The 21,828-nt window shown below is 62.9% G+C and carries 23 protein-coding genes and 2 pseudogenes; 11 read left to right on the forward strand and 14 right to left on the reverse strand.

Going from position 1 to position 21,828, the window contains the following annotated elements; genetic code table 11:
• Nucleotides 1–198: pseudogene (locus B2V90_RS00410) on the reverse strand (transposase domain-containing protein); the annotation flags it as partial.
• Between the two features lie 174 nt (nt 199–372).
• Here B2V90_RS00410 and B2V90_RS00415 point away from each other — a divergent pair.
• The 3 genes from B2V90_RS00415 to B2V90_RS00425 are packed head-to-tail and all read left to right on the forward strand — an operon-like array spanning nt 373 to nt 3,567.
• Nucleotides 373–1,614: a tyrosine-type recombinase/integrase gene (locus B2V90_RS00415; protein WP_024020123.1), complete on the forward strand. Its 1,242-nt coding sequence runs from the start codon at nt 373–375 to the stop codon at nt 1,612–1,614.
• Entirely contained in the window at nt 1,614–2,567 is a 954-nt protein-coding gene (locus B2V90_RS00420) for a tyrosine-type recombinase/integrase (protein WP_024020122.1), read from the forward strand. The genes B2V90_RS00415 and B2V90_RS00420 overlap by 1 nt, the downstream gene beginning before the upstream one ends.
• Entirely contained in the window at nt 2,560–3,567 is a 1,008-nt protein-coding gene (locus B2V90_RS00425; RefSeq protein WP_031309554.1) for a site-specific integrase, read from the forward strand. Before B2V90_RS00420 ends, B2V90_RS00425 begins: the two co-directional genes overlap by 8 nt.
• Nucleotides 3,568–3,643: 76 nt before the next feature.
• Here B2V90_RS00425 and tnpC read toward each other — a convergent pair.
• A pseudogene (gene tnpC, locus B2V90_RS00430) lies at nt 3,644–5,038 on the reverse strand (IS66 family transposase); the annotation flags it as partial.
• Between the two features lie 31 nt (nt 5,039–5,069).
• Entirely contained in the window at nt 5,070–5,258 is a 189-nt protein-coding gene (tnpB, locus tag B2V90_RS00435) for an IS66 family insertion sequence element accessory protein TnpB (protein ID WP_349681200.1), read from the reverse strand.
• A gap of 17 nt (nt 5,259–5,275) precedes the next feature.
• Between tnpB (B2V90_RS00435) and B2V90_RS23075 the strand changes: the two genes are divergently transcribed.
• The 3 genes from B2V90_RS23075 to B2V90_RS00445 all read left to right on the forward strand — a co-directional run bounded on the left by B2V90_RS23075 (nt 5,276) and on the right by B2V90_RS00445 (nt 8,601).
• Nucleotides 5,276–5,605, forward strand: coding sequence for a DUF5372 family protein (locus B2V90_RS23075; protein WP_414711562.1), 330 nt, complete (start codon nt 5,276–5,278; stop codon nt 5,603–5,605).
• A 115-nt stretch (nt 5,606–5,720) separates the two neighbouring features.
• A complete protein-coding gene (locus B2V90_RS00440) occupies nt 5,721–6,185 on the forward strand; it encodes a helix-turn-helix domain-containing protein (protein WP_216314118.1) in 465 nt (154 codons plus the stop codon).
• A gap of 307 nt (nt 6,186–6,492) precedes the next feature.
• The gene (locus B2V90_RS00445) at nt 6,493–8,601 is read left to right on the forward strand and encodes a recombinase family protein (protein ID WP_286863908.1); all 2,109 of its coding nucleotides are present in this window, start codon (nt 6,493–6,495) and stop codon (nt 8,599–8,601) included.
• A 6-nt stretch (nt 8,602–8,607) separates the two neighbouring features.
• On the opposite strand, the gene tnpB (B2V90_RS00450) is transcribed toward B2V90_RS00445, so the two are convergent.
• The 4 genes from tnpB (B2V90_RS00450) to pobA all read right to left on the reverse strand — a co-directional run bounded on the left by tnpB (B2V90_RS00450) (nt 8,608) and on the right by pobA (nt 11,828).
• Nucleotides 8,608–8,817, reverse strand: a complete 210-nt coding sequence (gene tnpB, locus B2V90_RS00450) for an IS66 family insertion sequence element accessory protein TnpB (protein WP_216314122.1) — start codon at nt 8,815–8,817, stop codon at nt 8,608–8,610.
• On the reverse strand, nt 8,814–9,278 hold the full coding sequence (tnpA, locus tag B2V90_RS00455; RefSeq protein ID WP_216314125.1) for an IS66-like element accessory protein TnpA: 465 nt from the start codon (nt 9,276–9,278) through the stop codon (nt 8,814–8,816). The genes tnpB (B2V90_RS00450) and tnpA overlap by 4 nt, the downstream gene beginning before the upstream one ends.
• A 342-nt stretch (nt 9,279–9,620) precedes the next feature.
• Nucleotides 9,621–10,634: an aldo/keto reductase gene (locus tag B2V90_RS00460; RefSeq protein ID WP_216314127.1), complete on the reverse strand. Its 1,014-nt coding sequence runs from the start codon at nt 10,632–10,634 to the stop codon at nt 9,621–9,623.
• 15 nt (nt 10,635–10,649) lie between these two features.
• Complete coding sequence (gene pobA, locus B2V90_RS00465; protein ID WP_286863871.1) at nt 10,650–11,828, reverse strand: 4-hydroxybenzoate 3-monooxygenase; 1,179 nt, start codon at nt 11,826–11,828, stop codon at nt 10,650–10,652.
• A gap of 254 nt (nt 11,829–12,082) precedes the next feature.
• On the opposite strand from pobA, the gene B2V90_RS00470 reads away from it, so the two are divergent.
• Together B2V90_RS00470 and B2V90_RS00475 are read left to right on the forward strand one after the other, a co-directional pair.
• A complete protein-coding gene (locus tag B2V90_RS00470) occupies nt 12,083–12,760 on the forward strand; it encodes an IS110 family transposase (RefSeq protein ID WP_216314131.1) in 678 nt (225 codons plus the stop codon).
• Between the two features lie 81 nt (nt 12,761–12,841).
• Entirely contained in the window at nt 12,842–13,288 is a 447-nt protein-coding gene (locus B2V90_RS00475; protein WP_216314133.1) for a transposase, read from the forward strand.
• Nucleotides 13,289–13,314: 26 nt separating this feature from the next.
• Here B2V90_RS00475 and B2V90_RS00480 read toward each other — a convergent pair whose 3' ends face one another.
• From B2V90_RS00480 to B2V90_RS00505, 6 genes are all read right to left on the reverse strand, one after another.
• The gene (locus B2V90_RS00480; protein ID WP_216314135.1) at nt 13,315–14,256 is read right to left on the reverse strand and encodes a Gfo/Idh/MocA family oxidoreductase; all 942 of its coding nucleotides are present in this window, start codon (nt 14,254–14,256) and stop codon (nt 13,315–13,317) included.
• 23 nt (nt 14,257–14,279) lie between these two features.
• Nucleotides 14,280–15,122 (reverse strand): class III extradiol dioxygenase subunit beta, encoded by an 843-nt coding sequence (locus B2V90_RS00485; protein WP_216314137.1) that lies wholly within the window; start codon nt 15,120–15,122, stop codon nt 14,280–14,282.
• Nucleotides 15,122–15,544: a protocatechuate 4,5-dioxygenase subunit alpha gene (ligA, locus tag B2V90_RS00490; RefSeq protein ID WP_216314139.1), complete on the reverse strand. Its 423-nt coding sequence runs from the start codon at nt 15,542–15,544 to the stop codon at nt 15,122–15,124. The genes B2V90_RS00485 and ligA overlap by 1 nt, the downstream gene beginning before the upstream one ends.
• The gene (locus B2V90_RS00495; protein ID WP_216314141.1) at nt 15,541–16,566 is read right to left on the reverse strand and encodes an amidohydrolase family protein; all 1,026 of its coding nucleotides are present in this window, start codon (nt 16,564–16,566) and stop codon (nt 15,541–15,543) included. The genes ligA and B2V90_RS00495 overlap by 4 nt, the downstream gene beginning before the upstream one ends.
• Nucleotides 16,563–17,447, reverse strand: a complete 885-nt coding sequence (locus tag B2V90_RS00500; RefSeq protein ID WP_216314143.1) for an NAD(P)-dependent oxidoreductase — start codon at nt 17,445–17,447, stop codon at nt 16,563–16,565. Before B2V90_RS00500 ends, B2V90_RS00495 begins: the two co-directional genes overlap by 4 nt.
• A 74-nt stretch (nt 17,448–17,521) precedes the next feature.
• Nucleotides 17,522–18,688 (reverse strand): LysR substrate-binding domain-containing protein, encoded by a 1,167-nt coding sequence (locus B2V90_RS00505; RefSeq protein WP_414711560.1) that lies wholly within the window; start codon nt 18,686–18,688, stop codon nt 17,522–17,524.
• Nucleotides 18,689–18,785: 97 nt separating this feature from the next.
• Here B2V90_RS00505 and ligK point away from each other — a divergent pair, with 97 nt between their 5' ends.
• From ligK to B2V90_RS00520, 3 genes are read left to right on the forward strand one after another with little or no spacing between them, the layout of a single operon-like run.
• Entirely contained in the window at nt 18,786–19,460 is a 675-nt protein-coding gene (gene ligK / locus B2V90_RS00510) for a 4-carboxy-4-hydroxy-2-oxoadipate aldolase/oxaloacetate decarboxylase (protein WP_216314147.1), read from the forward strand.
• The gene (locus B2V90_RS00515; RefSeq protein ID WP_216314149.1) at nt 19,453–20,508 is read left to right on the forward strand and encodes a 4-oxalomesaconate tautomerase; all 1,056 of its coding nucleotides are present in this window, start codon (nt 19,453–19,455) and stop codon (nt 20,506–20,508) included. The genes ligK and B2V90_RS00515 overlap by 8 nt, the downstream gene beginning before the upstream one ends.
• Nucleotides 20,505–21,395 (forward strand): amidohydrolase family protein, encoded by an 891-nt coding sequence (locus B2V90_RS00520; RefSeq protein WP_414711561.1) that lies wholly within the window; start codon nt 20,505–20,507, stop codon nt 21,393–21,395. Before B2V90_RS00515 ends, B2V90_RS00520 begins: the two co-directional genes overlap by 4 nt.
• A 99-nt stretch (nt 21,396–21,494) precedes the next feature.
• Here the strand turns inward: B2V90_RS00520 and B2V90_RS00525 are convergent.
• On the reverse strand, nt 21,495–21,828 hold a 334-nt coding region (locus tag B2V90_RS00525; protein ID WP_293919426.1), incomplete at its 5' end, for an EthD family reductase.

Below are 21,828 nucleotides of genomic sequence, written 5' to 3' on the forward strand. Positions count from 1 at the left end.
TACCGAATTTGTCGTTGCACACCAGGGCATGAGTTGATCGAGTGCGGCACTGCTGTGGCCGCCTGCAAGGCGCTGGAGGGTATCGGCAAGCCAAGTGTGCGGGTTGACGTCGTTGAGCTTCGCGGTCTCGATCAGGGTAGCGATGACGGCCCAGTGGTCGCCGCCATCGTCCGATCCGGCGAAGAGAGCGTTCTTCCGTTTATGCATACCTTTCCATAACAGGAATTATGCGAAGCGCAGGATTATGCGCAGTTCGCCATTCAGTGACCTATGTGGCTCTCGGCTTTGCGCCGCACGCGCTGCGGCATGACTAACTCCCGCTGCACATAATACCGCATCCTCTCCACCCACCATCTGGAGAGGAGCCCTGTCATGAAGTCTGATCTATTGCAGCCGGAGCCGCGTCGCTGGTTGGCGAGCAGTGTCTTCGCGCCCGTCGAAGAGGGGTATGTCAGCTATCTTCGAGCGGGCAGATATCATCCCAACACAGCGCGCGTGTATTTTGCATGCGTTGCCCACTTCGCGAAGTGGGTAACCGATGAAGGTATCAACCTCGCCCAGATAGATGAGGTGGCGCAGCGCCAGTTCCTGGATGCACACCTACCATTTTGCACATGCACTGCGCCGGTTCGCAAAGTGCGCCGCGAGTTGCGCGTCGCTATCCGGCATCTGCTGCATGTGCTTCGCATCGAGGGCCAGATTCGGGCTGCGGAGCAGAGGGATCACATCAGCGGTGAACTGGAGGCCTTCGATCGCCACATGCTCGATGTCGGTGGTCTGGCGGACACGACACGGCGGCAGCGGATCCATATCGTTCGCCGACTGCTCCTCGAGCGGTTTGGCGATGGCGCGATTGCCCCTGAGAAGCTCGAGCCAGCCCTTGTTCGACGGTTTGTCCTGGGCGAAGGCCGTTGTTGGAGTGCTGGTGCCGTGCGCGTCGCTGGCGGCGCAGTCGGCTGCTATCTGAAGTTTCGCAAGATGTTGGGCGACGATGTCGCTGGACTCTTGCGTGAGATCCCGCGCGCCGCGCATTGGCGCTTGGCGGGGTTGCCCGATGTGTTGTCTCCAGCCCAAATTGACGCGGTTCTCGCATCATTCGACGATCATCTGCCCTCCTGGCGACGCGCATATGCGATGGTGAGATGCGTCACCGACCTTGGGCTCCGATGCTCCGAGGTCATAAAGCTTCGGCTCGACGACGTAGACTGGCGGAATGGGATCATTCGGATAGCCAGGACCAAGACGCATTTTACCGATAGCCTTCCATTGCCGGTGGCCACCGGCGACGCGATCGCAGATTATTTGCGCCATGAACGACCGAAGACCCACAACCGCGCGATCTTCGTTCGCCATGTCGCGCCGTATGACGTCCCGATCAGGGCTGGCGTCGCCAAGCATGCGGTAATCGCGGCTTTCGCACGCTGCGGGTGGGATCGGACTGATCCGCACGTCCTGCGTCACAGCATCGCGAGCCGTCTGCTCCGCGACGGCACGCCCATGAAGCACATCGCCGATATTCTGCGTCACCGCAGCCTCGACACGTCGAAGATCTACACCAAGATCGATCTTGATCGCCTGTCGGCTGTGGCTCTGCCTTGGCCAGGGAGGGCGTGATGATGACGACTATGACAGCACAAGCCGAGGCCTATCTCGCCGAGCGGCGAGCATTAGGGTTTCTCGATACCGGGCCGGGTGCCAGCCAGCTTCATTCCTTCGCCAGATTCTTCGACGGCTCTGGCCATCAAGGTTCCCTAACGACAGATCTCGCGATCGAATGGGCAAAGGGTCATGCTCGTACCCATGAACCGAGGGCGTGGGCGCGTCGGCTCGATGCTATCCGACCCTTCGCCACCTACCTGTTGCGGATGGATCCGGCCACGGAGTTTCCGCAGACCCGGATATTCGGCAAGTCCCAGCGCCGGGCCACCCCGCATATCTACACCGAGGACGAGGTCATGGCGCTGCTTGCAGCGGCACGACATCTCGATCCGGAAGGCAGCCTGCGCCCCGCAGCGTTCGAGGCTTTCTTCGGTCTGATCTCCGCAACCGGCCTGCGTGTGTCTGAGGCGATCAAGCTGCGATGCGCCGATGTGGACCTCGGGAGTCGATGTTTGACCGTTCGGATGACGAAGTTCAGCAAGTCAAGGCACGTGCCCTTCCATCCAACCGTCGCGGCTGCGCTCGCCGACTATGTGGCCGTGCGAGATCGTTTCCTGCCACGTGAGCAGGAAGATGCCTTCTTCGTCTCGACGCCGACACGATCGCTAAAATCGCGCGCCGTGCACTGGACCTTCCAGAGGTTGCGCAACGAGGCGGGGATCGTCGCTCGGGGGGCCTATCCCGACGTCCGCATCCATGATCTCCGGCATACATTTATCTGTCGGCGCATCCAGAGGTGGCAAGCCGAAGGTGCCGATATCGATAACGCGATCGCGGCGCTCTCGACTTACGTCGGCCACACAAAGGTATCCGATACATATTGGTATTTGACCGGCATCCCGGATCTGATGGCTATCGCAGGCGACCGGTTCGAAGATTATGCATTCGGGGAGAGCGGCCGTGGCTGAACATGCGCCTCTCTCATTGCCGACGCTCGTGCAGCGATTCTTTCTCGATCATCTCACGGAACAGCGCGCGGTCAGCGCGCAGACCGTCGCGGCGTATCGGGATACTCTGCGCCTGCTCTTCAACTATGCGGCTACAGTGCTTCGTCGAACGCCAAGCGCTATCACATTGTCCGATCTCGACGCACCATTGTTGCTCGCATTCCTTGATCATCTGGAGAAGGGCCGAGGCAACAGCGTCCGAAGCCGCAATGCACGTCTCGCTGCAATCAGGACGTTCCTTAAATATGCATCGCATTACGACCTTGCGTCGCTGGCCACAATCGAGCGGGCGTTGGCGATACCGTTCAAGCGGTTCGATCGGCCATTGGTCGGCTTTCTCTCACGATCCGAGGTCATCGCCATCATCGAAGCGCCTGACCGGTCCAGTTGGGCCGGCCAACGTGACCGCGCCTTCTTCAGCATGATGTACAATACTGGTGCCCGCGTTTCCGAGATGATCGGCATCCGCTGTCGGGATGTTGTGCTGGAAGGGCAACCCGCAGTGCATTTGTGCGGTAAGGGTCGCAAAGAACGTAGTGTGCCGCTCTGGCGACCGACAGCCGCACTCATCAGATCCTGGCGCCGCCAGATCGGGGATCCCGCTGGCGATAGCATCCTGTTCCCCAACCGTAGCGGTGGCCGTATGACTCGCTCAAACGTCACCCAGCGTTTGGGCCTCGCCGTCGCAATTGCAGGGCGCAAGTATCCGGGACTCCTTGAGCGCCCGGTCACTCCCCATACGGTTCGACACACGACGGCAATGCACCTGCTTCAATCGGGGGTCGATATTACCGTCATTGCACTGTGGCTCGGACACGAGGATACCGCGACGACGCACATGTATGTGGAAGCGGATCTCGCGATGAAGGAACAAGCCCTGATGAAGCTGCAACCAGGAACCGCCACGCCGGGTCGCTTCCGTGCCTCCGACTACCTGATGAGCTTTCTGCAGACATTGTGATTATGTGAAGTTCGGGGCGGCGGGGCCAGCGTAATATCTGGGTCCGCCGGGAGCACCTGCGCATAATCCTGCGCTTCGCATAATTGCGGTTGAGAGCCAGCGGGCGAATCGCTCGCTCGACGGTGTTGGAGTCGATCTCGATACGGCCATCGTCGAGGAAGCGGCTGAGCCCGGTCCAGCGCGTAAGCGCATAACGGATCGCGTCGGCGAGCTTGCCCTTGTTGCTGGTCCTGGCGAGGCTGGCCTCCAGGAACCGGCGGAGATCAGCGACGATGGGCATGCTCAGTTCGTGCCGTGCGGCGCGGCGCTGGTCAGGCGAACGACCGCGTATCTCCTTCTCGACCCCGTAGAGCTGGGCGATGCGGACAAGCGCCTCGGCCGCCACCGGGCGGGAGGTGGCGATCTCGTAAAAGCCGCGCCGGACATGCGACCAGCAATAAGCGAGCTGGACCTGGTTGGATCGGCTGAGCGCATTGTAGCCGGCATAGCCGTCGACCTGCAGCACGCCTGCAAAGCCCGCGAGATGCTCGGATGGTCGCGCCGCCTTGCGGTCAGGTGCGTAGACATAGGCGACGGCGGGCGGATCGGCACCGCCCCAGGGTCGGTCGTCGCGCGCATAGGCCCATAACTGCCCGGTCTTCGTTCTACCGCGTCCGGGATCGAGCACCGGCGCGGTGGTCTCGTCGGCGAACAACCTGGGGCTGCGCTTCAGGTTGGCGAGCAGGTGTTCACGCAGCGGTGTCAGCCACCAGGCAGCGCGGCCGACCCAATCGGCGAGCGTCGAGCGATCCAGCGCGATGCCCTGCCGCGCGTAGATCTGCGCTTGGCGATAAAGCGGCAGATGATCGGCATATTTACTGACCAGCACATGCGCGATCAGCGCCTCGGTTGGTAGCCCGCCCTCGACGATGCGAGGCGGAGCCGGGGCCTGGACGGGCGCCGCCTCGCAGGCGCGACAGCCATAGCGCGGGCGGCGCGTCACCAAGACGCGGAACGTGGTCGGCACGACATCGAGGCGCTCGGCGAAATCCTCGCCAATGACATGCAGCGTGCCGCCGCAGCAGGCACACGCCTTGCTGTCGATATCGATGATCTGCTCGACCCGTTCGAGGTGGGCGGGAAGCCGGCCCCGGTTGAGATTACGTCGCTTGGGCTCGCGATCCGGCGTGACGGACTCGAGCTTTGCCGAGACACGGGCAAGCGCCGCCTCGGTCTCTTCGAAGGCGAGGCTTAGCTGATCTTCGGACAACTGCTCCGAGCGCGCGCCGAAGCGGTGTCGTTGAAGCGCGGCGATGATGCCGGTCAGCCGCTCGATCTCCGCATCGGCTTCGGCGCCGACGCTCCGCAGCGTGGTGATCTGCTGGTCCCGCACGACGATCTCCCGATCGCGCTTGGTGATCTCGCTACGTGCTTCGACGAGCATCGCCTGGAGCTGCGCGGGATCGTCGGGAAGGTCCGCCTCGACCAGCATGAACCGAGTGAATCAGCCCCAGCGCCTCTCGTCAACCAGCGATCTGCGGGGCGACCGGACGACGCCCGGTATGGACCCTGCGCCAGTCCAGTCCCTCCAGAAGAGCGGCCGCCTGTGCCGCCGTCAGCCTCATCACGCCGTCCTGGATGGCGGGCCATTGGAAGCGGCCCTGCTCAAGCCGCTTGTAACTCAGGTCGGAGTGCAGGTGATTCGCTGATATCGCGGCAGCTTGTCATCATCACCCACCCGTTCCACCCATATTCCGGGCAACGGGCCGTCTGTGTCGGTGAGCGTGTCAACCGGGCTGGCAAGCGGCTGTTGCTGCGCTTCGAGGATGGCCGGATATCCCCGGTTCCTCTGCAATGGACCGATGTCGTGGTTCCCGACTTCGCGGTTGTCGCGGGAAGCGGGCTTGCGTTGTGCGGGTTCGCCGATCTGTTGGAGCTCGCCCGGCTCGTAGAGGGGCTCGTCGCGCGAGAGAGGGCCGCGAAGCCGAAGTCGCGTAAGGATAATTATGCCGCGCATGTAAAGCAAATAACGCCACGGAGTCCGTGGAGCCTTCGATAAAGTCTGGATTACGTGCGGGGACAGCCGTGATTCGTCCGGGTAGAATGCCTTGACGATGCGGGAAGGAGCGGCATATTGTATATTACATCATGTCCGTCAATGTGGGAGCCCATGCGTGTCGGAAACCCTCAGGCGCAAGCGATCGAAGGCCAGCGCTCTGGCGGAGGACGGTGCCCTCAATCCGGCTCCCGCAAAGGTCGGCGATCCGAAGTTCCAGGAGGACGGCTTCTTCGATCCTCGCGACATTGTGCAGGTGAAATACGAGATGTTGCGGCGCGTATCCGTCGACAAGATGTCGGTGAAGGAGGTGTCCGGGGAATATGGCGTCTCCCGGCCAACTTTTTACCAGGCGAAGACGGACTTCGAGGGTGCCGGCATAGCCGGCCTCGTGCCCGGAAAGCGCGGACCTCGCGGCCCGCACAAGATCCAGAGCGATGTACTGGCCTTTCTCAAGCGGCAGGTGAGCCCCGGCGAACCCATCCGGGCGCGCGAGCTGACGAGCCTCGTCCGGATCGAGTTCGGCCTCGATGTCCATCCCAGGACGATCGAGCGCGCGCTTGGTGGAAAAAAAACGGTGTGACCGGCGGCGAGCAGCGGCATTGCGCGATGCAATCCCGCGCTCCGGCGGAGCAATACGAACTGCTGCGCGCAGCCGCGCTCGGCATGGCGCTGCCGCCAGAGGCGCGCAGCGGCCTTACCCTCCTACTGCGTCGTGGCATGTGGGCGTGGGTCCGCGCCATCCTGCCGGTCGCTATCCGACAACCGCCGGCGACTCTGCCAATGGTTGGCCTCCCGGCTATGGACAAAACTTCCGAGCGACGCGCGGTCGTCCACTTGCTCGCCGCCATGGTGATGGCGGTCTCTGAACGGAGAACAGCATGAACGGGATGCTCAAGGTGCAATCGCATCACCTCGAACGGGCCGCTTACCTCTACATCCGGCAGTCATCGATGCGACAGGTCATCGAGAACGTCGAGAGCACCAGGCGCCAATATGGCCTTCGCGGCCGTGCGATCGGCCTCGGATGGCGCGACGATCAGGTCATCGTCATCGACAGCGATCAGGGCGAATCCGGTGCTTCAGCATCGTGGCGCGAAGGCTTCCAGCATCTGGTGTCCGATGTCGGCATGGGACGCGCGGGGATCGTCATGGGGCTGGAAGTATCCCGCCTGGCCCGAAACAATGCCGACTGGCATCGGCTGCTGGAAATCTGCGCTTTGGCCGACACGCTCATCCTTGACGAAGATGGCGTGTACGATCCGGCCAACTTCAACGACCGCCTTCTTCTGGGCCTCAAGGGCACGATGAGCGAAGCCGAGCTGCATGTGATCAAGGCCCGATTACGCGGCGGCATCCTCAACAAGGTGCGCCGCGGCGAATATCGTTGCGTCTTGCCGACCGGCTTTGTCTATGACGAGGCGGGCGACGTGACGCTCGACCCGGACACCCAGATCCGCGAGACGATCGACCACTTCTTCGAGACGTTCTCGCGGGTCGGGTCCGCCAGCCAGACCGTCAAGGCGTTCGCCAGGGAAGGGCTGCTCTTTCCGTCGCGGCTCCGCAACGGGAAGCAGGTCGTGTTCCAGCCCCTGACCATATCGACCACCATGCGCACGCTGCACAATCCTCGCTACGCGGGCGCCTATGCCTATGGCCGGCGCCTCTACCGCCGGACCGTCGATGGGAAAAAGCAACTGCGCAAGCGCGAGCCCGATGAATGGCTCGCCTGCATTCCGGACGCTCATCCCGGTTACATCAGCTGGGAGAAGTTCCAGCACAATCTCAAGCTGCTCGAGGCCAACGGCCGCAGTTATGACACCGCGCGCGCCTCGCCACCGCGCGAGGGCTCGGCATTGCTGCAGGGGCGTGTCCTATGCGGGCGTTGCGGCGCCCATATGCGCGTCCATTATGCCGCCCGACGCGGCCAGGTGGATACCTGGTATGTCTGCAATCGGGCCTATGCTTCCCGCGGCGAACCACACTGCCAGACGATCGCGGGCTGGCCCATCGACGAAGCGATCGGCGAACTGATCGCCACGGAAATGACCCCCACCGCAGTCGAACTGGCGCTGGAGATCGGCAAGGAGATCGAAGCTCGCCACGACGAAGCGGACCGGCTCCGGCTTCGTGCCGTCGAACGCGCCCGGATCGACGCCGATCTTGCACAGCGCCGGTTCATGCTGGTCGACCCGAATAATCGACTCGTCGCTGACACCCTCGAACGCGAATGGAACGACAGGCTGCGGGTGCTGGCCGGCGTCCAGGAAGAACGGACCCGTGCCCTGCTCGACGACCGCCTCATGGTGGATGATGCTATCCGCGATCGTCTGATCGCCATGACCACCGACTTCAAGACGGTCTGGCGCGATCCGGCCCTGCCGAACCGCGAGCGCAAGCGGTTGCTTGCTCATATCGTCGAAGACGTCACCCTGCTCAAGCTCCCCGCCGACGGAGAGACTCGGGTCCACATCCGCTTCAAAGGCGGGAAAACTGACACATTGACCACCCAAAACCCCAAATCCTCGGCGCAGCAGGTCAAGACCCGGCCCGAGATCGTCGAACTGGTCGACACCCTTCTCGAAGATCATATCTGCGCCGAGATCGCCGGCATCCTGAACGCGAAGGGCATACGCCCCGGCGGCTCGGCGCGACGGGATCAGGCCAACGCGCAGTTCACCGATCTGCGCGTCATCTATCTGGTCAAGCAATATCGCCTTCGCTCTCGCTACGACCGGCTGCGCGACCGGGGCATGCTGACGAAAGCTGAAGCGGCATCAAGACTCGACATCACCGAGGGCACCCTGGTGAGGTGGGCGAAATATGGCCTCGTCACCCAACATGCGTGCGATGGCTCTCGCCACCTCTACGAAGCGCCCAGGCCGAACGTCCCGGCCAAGCAATGTAGCCGATGGAACCGCCTCGCCGACCGGGCAGCCGCACTCGAAAACGCCGTCTCGTCAAAATGCTCGGATCACACGGAAAGGGCTGCTCTATGAAACCAGTTAGTTGGCCATCATCCACAGCCCGGTCCCGTCCCACCAAACCAGCTTGACCCGGTCGGCGCGCTTGGCGCGAAAGACGTGGACAACAACCGAAAACGGGTTGGCGCCATACTCGGCCTTCACCAGCGCCGCGAGCGAATCCGCGCCTTTGCGAAAATCCACCGGCTTGGTTGCCACCATGACGCGCGCATCGCCGCCCGGACCGATCATCGCGCCGTCTTAAGCGCGTCGATCACCGCCGCGATCACGCCCGCATCCGCACCTCGCGCGATCTTCACCGCTACGCCGTCGATCTCCAGTTCGACCGCCGTCGCCTCCCACGCCCGTCGGGCGCGCCGCTTGCGGACAACAGGCGTCCGTCCGGGTGCAACTGACATGCTCGGCGGATCGATCACCGCCGGGACGAAAAACGGCTCCGGCTCCGACACTAACGTCGATACAATGTCGGCGGCCTGCGCCGCACGCCGAAACTCGTGGCGCCAGGTGAAAAGCTGCGATGGTGCCAGCGCATGCCGCCGCGCCACGGCGCTGACGCTCTCCGCGCCCGAATAGCTCTCCGCGATGATCGCGGCCCGCGTCTCATCACTCCACTCGCGACGATGCCCCGCGCCCGTGAACACCTCAAACCGACGAACCGGCTTCGTGCCAGCATCGTTACATGACATCGTCATGGCTATAATCCCTTAGCGAAGGGATCTTCCGTCGACGACTATGCCGCCTTCCGCAATGTGGAGGCGAAACAGCGCTTACATTATACCACCTTAAGCAGTACGATCACTTAGTCATTATATCATGGGGCATGCCTCCCATGATTGATGGCCCAATCCGTCGATATGTCTCGACCGGCGCTGCCGCACTCCTCGCTCGGCCACGCAACACAGTCGGCCCTCCGACCAACTTGAAAGGAGCCGTGCTCATGCGCAACAACACTGGCCGGCCTCGTGCTGCCGCTGGATAAAAGGCAGTGCTCAGATCACCTCAAGCTACTTCCAAACTATCGAACCCCTGATATATCAAAGATACTGCCCTTCTTCAGGTAATAACTCGGTGTCGATCTGGGATTGCGCGCCCCGTGGATAGCGAGCGCCTTTCACGTTTTCAGCGGCGAAGATATCATCGATTGACGCGTTCGTTTCAGATGACGGGCCGATCCCAGCGGCCAACACGTTTTCATCAAGGTGCGCGATATTGCGCGTACCCGGGATGGGGATGAGGAAGGGTCGCCGGGACAAGAGCCAGCCGAGCGCCAACTGCGCGGGAGTATGCCCTGTCTGTTTCGCCAGTAAGGCAAATCGTTCGAACAGCTGGAGATTTGAAGATAGGTTGGGTTCAACAAAGCGCGGCATGGTCGCCCGGATATCCCCGCGCGCATAGGAGTCGTCGAACACGGCGCCTGCAAGGAAACCTCGTCCGACCGGAGAAAAGGCGACGAAGCCTATGCCCAGCTCTCCGCATGTATCGAGAACCGCGATCTCCGGGTTGCGAACCCAAATGGAATATTCGCTCTGTACAGCTGCGATGGGATGTACCGCATGGGCGCGACGGATTGTCGCGGCGGACATTTCCGACAGTCCAATCTCGCTGATCTTGCCGGCCTCCTTTGCCCGCACCAGCGCGCCGACGGACTCTTCGATAGCGACGTTTCTATCCAGCCGATGAAGGTAATAAAGATCGATATGATCGGTGCGCAGCCTCGCGAGCGCCGCATCAAGCGTTCGGCTTATCGCCGCCGGGCTGCCGTCCAGCCCACGCTTTCCCTCGAAGGTGTCGAGTACGCATTTGCTGGCCAGCGTGAATTCGCGCCGACGGTGCATGACCGCCGTGCCGAGCAATCGCTCGTTGGCGCCGCCGCCATACAGCGCCGCAGTGTCAAGCAGCGTGACGCCTCTGTCGAGCGCGTGGTTTAACAGTCGAGCGCCCTCGCTCTCCGTAGGAGGCATGCCATAAGCGTGGCTGAGATTCATGCAGCCAAGGCCGATCGCCGAGACGTTGAACGGACCCAGGACGCGCGTTGGGAGGCCGGTCATGCAGGCAACCGGAGATCAGAGCGGCAGGCCAACATAATTCTCCGCGATGCTGGTCTGGGCTGCCTCAGAAGACGCGATGTAGTCAAGGTCGGCGATCTGCATCCGCCTTTCGAACCTGTTCTGGTCGGGAAAGCTGTGCATGAGCCTGGTCAGGGTCCAACTGAAGCGCTCCGCCTTCCAGATCCTGGACAAGGCGCGGTCCTGATAAGCCAGCAGTCCATCGTCTTTGCCCTGACGATAAAAGTCGATCAATGCGTCGGAGAGATAGGCCACGTCGGAGGCCGCGAGATTCAATCCTTTGGCCCCCGTCGGCGGCACAATATGTGCGGCATCGCCAGCCAGGAACAATCGGCCATGGCGCATCGTCTCGAACACATAGGACCGCAGCGGCGCGATCGACATTTCCAGTGCCGGGCCACGGGTTACCCCGTGCCTGGACAGTGGATTGAACCGCGCTTCCAGCTCATCCCAAAGCCGCGATTCGGGCCAGTCTTCAAGACGCTCGCCCTGTGCGACCTGGATATAATAGCGGCTGCGTGTCGGTGAACGCATTGAGGCGAGAGCAAAGCCCCGCGGGCCATTGGCGTAGATCAGCTCGTCATGGCACGGCGGCACATCGGCAAGGATGCCGAGCCAGCCGAACGGGTATTCATGGTGATATTCGCGCGCCAGCGCCGCCGGTATCGCGCGGCGCGAAGGGCCATGGAAGCCGTCACAGCCGGCGATGAAATCGGCCCGGATCGTCTGCGCGACCCCATCCTTGGTGAAGGTGACGCTGGGTTGCGAGCCATCGACCTCGTGCGGAACCAGATCGCCCGCTTCGAAGATGATCTCGAGGTCGCGCGCGGGCGCCGCTGCGATCAGATCCCGGGTCAGTTCGGTCTGACCATAGACTGTGACATGCCTGCCGGTAAGCGCCTTGATGTCAATCCGCACCAGCCTGTCGCCATCGGCGAGGTTGAAGCCGTCCTCGACCAACCCCTCTGTATCCATGCGCGCGTCGATGCCGAGGCGGCGCATGATGTCTGTGGTCACGGTTTCGAGCACGCCGGCGCGAATTCGGCTCTCGACATAGTCGCGGGCCTGTCGCTCGAGGATCACGCAATCGATCCCTTCGGCGCGCAGCAGGTGGCCGAGCATGAGCCCCGCCGGACCCGATCCGATGATCGCGACCCGGGTGTGGCGCGCGCTCACTGGTGTACCTCCCGGCTGTTGGACGCGAAGCCGCGTAGCGGCGTAGTGTTCAACAGCCGGAGCATCTGCCGTGACGACCAAGTGCGCTCGCCGTTCGACGGCCCGCATGAGACCCGTTGCACGGCAGGTGCCGGGAGACCGCAACGGACAACAGGGTGATGCGCCAGTGCTTGCCGGCCGGAGCGCCAATCAGTGAGCGATCCGCCCGATCTCCCAGCTCGGGTGCTGCTACGCCAATTTGAGGAGATCAGCATATGGCTTATCATGCCGGACTGGACTGGGGTGGCGCGAGCCACGCCATCTGTGTCGTCGACGATAGCGGCCAGATCATGGCTCGTTGTGAGGTTCGCCATGACGCGGCGGGCCTTACGGCGCTGCTGGCGTCGCTGCGCAAGATCGCCCCGCCGACGGACGTGCCCATCGCAATTGAGCGTCCCACGGGGCTGCTCGTCGACACGCTGATCAAGGCGGGCCATCCGGTCATCCCGATCCATCCCAACGTCGTCAAAGCCTGCCGTCCGCGATACCGCGCCGCAGGCGGTAAGTCCGATCCCGGTGATGCCTATATGCTCGCCGATATCCTGCGCACCGATGGACATCGGTTCCGTCCGCTCAGTCCCATCTCCGACGATATTCGCGCATTGCGGGTGCTGGTGCGCGGCCGGGATGATCTCGTCGACCAACGGACTGCTCTCGCCAACCAGCTGCGCAGCCTGCTCGACAGCTTCTGGCCCGGTGCTGCTGCTATCTTTGCTGCTATCGACAGCCCTATCGCTCTTGCCTTCATCGGCCGCTATCCCACACCCGAAAGCGCTGCCCGCCTCGGCGAGAAGCGGCTCGCCAGCTTCCTGGCTCAGCACAGCTATTGCGGGCGCCGTTCCCCTGCCCAACTCCTCGACCGACTTCGGGACGCGCCAGCCGGGCATGCCTAGGACGCCGAAGCTGACGCGAAGGGAGAACTCGCCCGCGCCCTCGCCACGCTGCTCGAACAGCTCATCTCCCAAATTGCCAAATTGTCCGCGCGCATCGAGCACACCGTCGCCCAGCTCCCGGACGGACAGATCGTCATGTCCTTCCCGCGTGCCGGCCGTATCTGTGCCGCCCAGATCCTTGCCGAGCTCGGCAATGTCAGAGATCGTTACCTCTCCGATGACCAACTCGCCGCAGAAGCCGGCGTTTGCCCGGTTACCCACGCCTCCGGCAAAAGCCGAGGCGTCGTCTTCCGATGGGCGTGCAACCACCGACTTCGCAAAGCCATTACCTGCTTCGCTGACAATTTCCGGCATGCCTCGCCATGGGCCGCCGACATCTACGCGCGGGCTAAAACAAGAGGCTGCACCCACCAACACGCCACAAGAATCCTCGCCCGCGCGTGGGTTCGAATCCTCTGGAGAGCCTGGCAAAATCAGACCAAATACGACCCCGATATCCATCAAGGCGCCATCAAATTCGCCGCGTGACACATCAGGGGTGGACACAGGGTGTCTCATGGCACCAGCTGCTTTTCGAGATCGCCGAGGACGCGGTAGCAGTCGAGCACCTTGCCGACCGAACTGTTGGGTTCTCGTCCCTCGTTTATCGCAGCGATGAACTCGCGGTCCTGCAACTCGATGCCATTCATCGACACGTCGACGCCGCTGACGTCGATCGGCTCCTCCTTGCCGTTCACCAGATCATCATAGCGGGCGATGTAGGTGCCGGTGTCCCCGATATAGCGGAAGAAGGTCCCGAGCGGTCCGTCGTTATTGAAGGACAGCGACAAGGTGCAGATCGCGCCGCTCTCGCTCTTGAGCTGGATGGACATGTCCATCGCGATGCCGAGTTCCGGATGGATGGGTCCCTCGATCGCGTTCGCCTTGACGATCGGCCCCGCCTGATAGGCGAAGAGGTCGACGGTGTGCGCGGCATGGTGCCAGAGCAGGTGATCGGTCCAGCTGCGCGGCTCGCCCTTGGCGTTGATGTTCTTCCGCCTGAAGAAATAGGTCTGCACGTCCATCTGCTGGATTTTCATTTCGCCCGCTACGATCTTGTTATGCACATATTGATGGCTGGGATTGAAGCGGCGGGTATGCCCGACCATGCAGACAAGTCCGGACTCCTTCTGCTTGGCGGCGACCGCTTCGGCGTCGGCCCAACTGTCGGCGAGCGGGATCTCGACCTGAACATGCTTGCCCGCATCCATGCAGGCGATGGCCTGGCTTGCGTGTATCTGCGTCGGCGTGCAAAGGATGACCGCATCGACATCATCGCGAGCGAGCGCATCCTCGAGATGCTCCGAACTATGCGCCGCCCCATATCTGGCGGCGACGGCGGCCGCCTGCTCGCCGGTGTGGCTGATAATCGAGACGATCTCGACGCCGTCGATCTGCTGAAGACCGTCGAGATGCTTTTCACCGAAGGCGCCGGCGCCGGCCAGGGCTATACGCATGGAATATTCCTTTTGTCTTGCTGTCAGCCGCCAGGCTCGAGCACGATGTGCCCGACCGCGGTGTTGGATGCGGGAACGTGATAATGGCGGTGCAGCGCGCGAACGTCCGGCCCAAGCCCGCCGCGCATGATCAGCCACATGACCATCTCGATCCCCTCGGACCCGGTTTCGCGCAGATATTCGATGTGCGGTATCTGTCGAAGGCGCTGGGGATCTTTGACGAGGTCGTCGAGAAAGCGGTTGTCCCACGCCGCATTGATCAGGCCGGCGCGCGGCCCCTGCAACTGGTGGCTCATGCCACCCGTGCCCCAGATCTGAACGTTCAGATCTTGAGGATAGCTCTGCACCGCACGCGCGATCGCCTCGCCCAGCGCATAGCAGCGATTGCCCGAGGGCGGCGGATAGGTGACAACGTTGACGGCCAAAGGCACGACCTTGCACGGCCAGGCTTCGGGTTGCCCGAACATCAGGCTCAGGGGCACGGTCAGGCCGTGATCGACGTCCATCCTGTTGACTATCGTCAGGTCGAACTCGTCGAGAATGCAGGACTGCGCGATGTGCCAGGCGAGATCCGCGTCGCCGATTACGTCGGGCACCGGCCGCGGTCCCCAGCCTTCGTCCGCGCTCTTGTACCGTTCGGCACACCCGATCGCGAACGTCGGGATGAAATCCATGTCGAACGCCGTGGCATGATCATTGTAAACCAGGATCACCACGTCGGGTCTCTGGGCAGCCTCCCAGGCGCGAGTCCAGGCGAACCCGGCAAAACACTCCTTCCAGTAGGGCTCCTGCGTCTTGCCATGATCGATCGTCGCGCCCAGCGCCGGGATATGGCTGCTGGCGACGCCGGCGGTGATGCGCGCCATCAATAGGGTTCCTTCTTGGAACGTAGGCCGACCGGCGAGCGGCCTCCGGCAATCATCATCGCCTGATATTCCTCCGCCGGCATGCCGGTCATGGTGCCGACCGCCTGCAGGAAGCTGATATTGTCGGTGAAGAAGACCTTGGCGAGAAAGTAGATGTTGCCGCCTTCATCCAGCGCTGCGTTGTAGTCGCGGTTCAGCACCGCCTGCTTTTGCGCCTCGGTCATCGGCCATTCGTCCAGATAGGCGCGCTCGTCGGTCTTGAAGCGTTCGCGATTTTCGGGCTTCATCAGCGTCATGCAGAACTGGTTGAGCCAATAGCCCTTGCGCGCGCGGGCGGTGGTGAAAACGCGGGTGCCGGGGATGTCCTCCAGCTCGGCCAGATATTCGTGGATGTCCTGCCGCTTGGGATTCTCGATAGTCATCGCCCGCTCGCCTTCAGGATCGCGTCAAGGCGCGGGAAGACACGCCGGGCATTGCCCTCGAAGATCGCGTCGCGTACGTCTTCGGGGATATCGAGGGCATCGACATAGCGTTTGGTGTCGTCGAAATAATGGCCGGTGGTCGGGTCGATGCCGCGGACCGCGCCAACCATTTCCGAGCCGAACAAGATGTTCTTTGTCTCGATCACGTCAGCCAGCAGATTGATTCCCGGTTGGTGATAGACGCAGGTGTCGAAGAAGATATTGTTCATCAGATGGGTGTCGAGCGCCGGCTTCCTGAGCATGTCGGCCAGGCCGCGATAACGCCCCCAATGATAGGGCACCGCGCCGCCGCCATGCGGGATAATGAAGCGCAGCGTAGGAAAATCGGCGAAAAGGTCGCCTTCGAGCAATTGCATGAAGGCGATGGTATCGGCGGCGATATAATAGCCTCCGGTCGCGTGCATCGCCGGATTGCAGCTGCCCGAGACATGGATCATCGCCGGCACGTCCAGTGTGACCATCTTCTCGTAAAAGGGATACCAGTAGCGGTCGGTCAGTGGTGGAGACGTGAAATGGCCGCCAGCCGGATCGGGATTGAGGTTGCAGCCAATGAAGCCGAGCTGCGTCACGCAACGCTCCAGTTCGGCGATCGAGTTGGTCATGTCGCTGCCGGGCGACTGCGGCAGCATGCACACGCCTGCGAAGAAATCCGGATAGAGGCCGACGACGCGCGCGATCAGATCGTTGCAGCGAGTCGCCCACTCCTTCGCCATGGCGGCATCGCCGACATGCGGGGCCATGGCCGACGCGCGCGGCGAGAAGATCGTCATGTCCGCCCCGCGCTCTCTTATGAGTCGCAGTTGGTTGGACTCGATCGTCTCGCGGATCTCGGCGTCGCTGATGTCGGGATAGGGCGGCGTGGGTTGACCGGCCTGGTAGGCGGCCGTCTGCGCCTCGCGCCAGCTGTCATGCCCCTTGGGCAGCACGGTGTAGTGGCCGTGGCAATCGATCACCAGGGTCATGCCGCTTCCCCTTGCCGGGACGGGATGGCCAAGGCCGCCAGCTTTGGCGCCAGGCCCTCTGGAATAAGTGGCATCCGCAAAGCCCCGATCGCTCGCTGGCAGGCAACGGTGACTCGGGTCATTGCGCTACCGGTGCCAAGATGGTCGAGCGTCTTGACGACCTCCTCCATCTCGGCCGCCCGTCGCAGGCCGTGAACCATCATGCGGTCGAGATGATAGTCGGCACGCGCATCCCAATGCCTGGAAGTCTCGCTGGCATCGAGCGAGGCCAGCACTTCATCGCGCACGCCCGCCGCCTCCGCCGCGACAAGGCATTCGGCGGTCAGCGCCTCGAGGCCTTTCACCATCACCGACCGGATCATCTTGACTGACGAAGCCCGACCCACGGCCTCGCCGACGACACGAATGCTGGTAAAGCCGAGGGCCGCCAGCCTTTCCGCGGCCCCGCTCGCCCTGACGCCGCTCAGCAGCAGCGGCACGGCGAGGCGCGCGGGATCGACCGGCGCCATCACCGCGACATCGACATAATGTCCACCGGCAGCTTCGATCAGCTTGGCGGCTGCCAATTTGGTCTGTGGCGCGACGCTGTTCATGTCGCAATAAAGCGTGCCACGCTTGAGAAGGCGCGCGGAGGCTTGCGCGGCGACCAGCGCCTGGTCGGCAGTGACCAGCGACAGCAGGATGTCCGCACCATCGACGGTATCCGCCATATTATCCTGGCCCGCCACGCCTGCGGCGGCATAGTCGGCCAGCTTGTCAGCGCGATGCTGTAGGAGGAGCGTCTTGATGTCAAAGACGCGTGCTCGCGATGCCCACGCTCCGGCCGTTGCGAACGTGCGCCCCGCCTCGCCAAATCCAATCAGTCCGAATGCCTGCTCCATGTGTCGTGGTCTAGGAGAGGCCGGCGGCGCGTCGCCAATCGATTCCCATCGTTCACTATAAGCAATTACGAATTCTAAGGGGATTCGGAGACGTACCGGGCCTGTTGGGTGAGATCCGTGATGAACCGCTCCTGCATTGGTGTGGGGCGCCAGTCTGCTCGGCATGTTATGCCGATCGTGCGGCGCACGTCGCCCGGTGCATCTCCCAGTTTCACGAGCCAGCCCGCTTCGAGTTCCACGGCGACCTGATCGGGCGAAAGCACGGTCAGGAAATCGGTCTGCACGACCAATTGCCTTATTGTGATGACCGACCCGCATTCGATCGGAACATGGGGCGGTATGACGGGAACAGATTCGAACATCCGCCGCCACAGGGTCCTGAGCGGCGTGCCTTCGGCAGCGACAATCCACGGATATGAGAGAAGATCGACGGGTTTCAACCGGCCCTGTCGCGCCACCAACGGATGCCCGGGACGCGCGAGGATCACAGGCCGGTCGTCGAACAGCGGCATCTGATGCAGATCGGCTCCCGGAGATGGCTCGCGCAGGGCGCCGATCATGAAATCGATGTCGCCGTCACGCAGAGGCCCGATCAACTCGGCATGGGAGCCTTCCGCGATCGCGAGGTCGACTTCGGGATGTTGCCTGTAAAATGCAGCGATAGCATTGGGCAGCAACCTGGCACGCGACAACGGCATGGCGCCGATGACGATCTGTCCGACCTCCAATCCCCGCAACGCCGCGATTTCGGCGATAGCCGAGCGCAGTTCCGCGAGCGCCAGCCGAAAATTGCGGGCAATCTCCGCGCCGCGGCGCGTCAGCATCACGCCCCGCCCGCGCCGGTCGACAAGTCGGCTCCCCATAGCAAGCGAAAGGTCGGCGACCGCGCGGTGCAGCGACGCCTCGGCAAGACCTGTCGAAAGCGCGGCGGCGGCATAGCTTCCGGTCCGTGCCAGCGCCACGAACGCGCGGATCTGCGCCGCGGTCGCGTGCTTGCTGCCGATGAGCCGGAGTGCGTTGTCGGCACGTGACACCAGCAGCCGCGCCGCGGGCGTCGGCGCCATTCCGCCTGCCATGCGGTCGAACAGACTGGCGCCCAACTGGGCCTCGAGCTTGGCGATCCCCTGGGTGATCGCCGGCTGGGTCAAATTAACCGAGCGCACCGCCGCACTGATGCTCCCGCTTCGCACGACGGCGGTCATGGCCATCAGGTGGCGGATATTAAGATGATCCTCTTTCACGGTAGAAGGATTAGCAAAATCTTATTGGGTTTGCACGAGTTCGGATTTGCCTTGGAAGGGGCGTGGTTGCCATCAGCGGCGCTGACAGGAGATCGTCATGGCGGGTTTGGTCGTACAGAATATCGAACGGGTTCCGCTCGACGTGATCGACGCGCTGGGCAAATGTGGCGTCGCGACCGTTCACGAGGCGCAAGGCCGCATCGGCCTCCTCGCCCCGCATATGCGGCCGATTTATCCGGGCGCCCGGATCGCGGGCAGCGCGATCACCATCTCCGCGCCGCCCGGCGACAACTGGATGATCCATGTCGCGATCGAGCAGCTCCAGGAAGGTGACATCTTGTTGCTCGCGCCGACGAGCCCTTGCACGGACGGCTATTTCGGCGACCTGCTCGCGACCTCGGCGCTGGCGCGGGGCTGCCGTGGCCTGGTGATCGACGCCGGTGTCCGCGATGTGCGGGACCTGAAGGAAATGAACTTCCCGGTCTGGTCGAAGGCCGTTCACGCCCAGGGCACGATCAAGGCGACACTTGGCTCGGTCAATGTCCCCGTCGTCTGCGCCAACGCCTTGGTCAACCCCGGGGACGTGGTCATTGCCGATGATGACGGCGTGTGCGTCGTAGCGCGTGTCGACGCGAAGTCCGTACTGGAGAAGGCGCTGGCGCGCGAAGCGAATGAGGAGACCAAACGCAAGCGTCTCGCGGGGGGCGAACTGAGTCTCGATATTTACGATATGCGCGGGCGCCTGTCGGAAATGGGCCTGAAATATGTCTGAATCCGTGCGGTGCATGTGGATGCGCGGGGGAACGTCGAAGGGTGGCTATTTCCTGAGAGAGGAGCTCCCCGCCGATGCCGGTGCCCGTGACGCCTTTCTGCTGCGCATCATGGGATCGCCCGATCCGCGCCAGATCGACGGCATGGGCGGCGCCGATCCGCTGACCAGCAAGGTTGCGGTCGTCAGCAAGTCGATCCGCGCCGGAGTCGATGTCGATTATCTTTTCCTGCAGGCGTTCGTCGATCAGGCAATCGTTAGCGATGCCCAGAACTGCGGCAACATCCTGGCCGGGATCGGTCCGTTCGTCATCGAGCGGGGACTGATCACTGCGAAGGACGGCGAAACACAGGTCAGGATCTTCATGGAGAACACTGGCCAGATCGCGGTCGCGACGGTCGCCACGCCCGGCGGCAAGGTCAGCTATGCGGGCGAAGCCCGGATCGACGGCGTACCCGGTACGTCGGCGGCGATCCCGCTCGAATTTCGCGACACGGCGGGTTCGACTTGCGGGGCGCTACTGCCAAGCGGCAACCCAATCGATATGGTCAACGGCGTTCCGGTGACGCTGATCGACAACGGCATGCCATGCGTGGTGATGAAGGCGACAGACGTCGGCGCGACCGGCTATGAAAGTCGCGAGGAGCTTGATACCGCGACCGAACTGAAGTCGAAGATCGAGGCGATCCGCCTTGCTGTCGGCGCCCGGATGAATCTGGGCGACGTCAGCGGCAAGTCGGTGCCCAAGATGATGCTTGTAGCCCCTCCCCGTTTCGGCGGCGCCGTCACGGTGCGCAGCTTCATTCCCCACCGCGCCCACGCCTCCATCGGGGTGCTGGGCGCGGTGAGCGTCGCCACCGCCTGCCTGATCGAGGGATCGCCGGCGGCAAAGGTCGCGGTCATCCCCGATGGCCGGCGCAAGACACTGTCGGTCGAGCATCCGACCGGCGAAACCACCTGCGTCATGGAACTGGACGAAACGGGGAAGGTGACCAGCGCGGCGATGCTGCGCACGGCGCGCAAATTGATGGATGGGGAGGTTTTCGCATGACGGCCATGACGGGCGATCGGATCATCAGCTGGCACGCCAGTCCATCGGTGCCCCGTTTCAGGCCCCCGCCGGGCGCGGTGGACGCGCATTGCCATGTCTTCGGCCCCATGGCGCCGTTCCCGTTCAGCGCGAAAGCCAAATATTTGCCGCAGGATGCCGGGCCGGACATGCTGTTCGCCCTGCGCGACCGGCTGGGTTTCGCGCGCAACGTGATCGTGCAGGCAAGCTGCCACGGCACGGACAACAGTGCGACGCTGGACGCAATCGCCAAGTCGGGGGGCAAAGCACGCGGCGTGGCCGTGGTCGATCCGGCGATCAGCGACAAGGAACTGGAAGCCCTGCACGAAGGCGGCATGCGCGGCGTGCGGTTCAATTTCCTCAAGCGCCTGGTCGATGACGCGCCCAAGGACAAGTTCCTGGACGTCGCGACGCGGGTCAAGGCGCTGGGATGGCATGTGGTCGTCTATTTCGAGGCGGACATATTGGAGGAGCTGCGCCCCTTCCTCGACGCCATTCCGACGCCGCTGGTCATCGACCATATGGGCCGCCCGGATGTCGCCCAAGGTGCCGACGGCCCCGACATGCGCGCCTTCCGGGCACTTCTCGACAGCCGCGACGACATCTGGACGAAGGTCACCTGCCCCGACCGGCTCGACGCGAAAGGCCCGCCCTGGGACGATTTCGCGACCGCCGTGGCGCCGCTGGTCGAGGACTATCCCGAGCGGGTGCTTTGGGGCACCGACTGGCCACACCCCAACATGCAGGATGCCGTTCCGGACGACGGGGCGCTGGTCGACATGATCCCGCGCATCGCGCGGACGCCCGAACTCCAGCGCAAACTTCTGGTCGACAATCCGATGCGGCTTTACTGGAACGAGGCATCGTAGCGGTCAGGGAAATCGCCTCACCCGTCTATTGAGATATCTTACCGCAAAGCCCAGCGTCCCAACGACGGATGCTTGGCTCGCCACGGATGCCGTCGTTTCTCAGATCAGCACAGTCTCGTCGATCTCGACCCGATGAACGGACTGCGCGAAGTTCTGAAGATCCCGGGCAGCGGCAAGGCCAGCTTCAGAGGCGTAGGCCGTTTTCATTTCGTCCTCGTTTGCAACGGCCATCTTCGCAAACCCGTCGACGGGCGCGCTCGAACCTTCCGGAAACAGGCGTCCGGCTTCGAGGTCCAGAAAAGTGATGCTGTAGGCGCGCAATCCCGGCATTGACTGCAGGATCGGTGCGTGGCGTTCGAGCCAGTAGGCTCGAAAATCAGCAACACTCATATCGTCCTTGCGGACAAGAAAACTCAGAGCGCGTTTGAGAAGG

The organism is Sphingobium sp. UBA5915, from assembly GCF_002431195.1.
Taxonomy (GTDB): Bacteria; Pseudomonadota; Alphaproteobacteria; order Sphingomonadales; family Sphingomonadaceae; genus Sphingobium; species Sphingobium soli.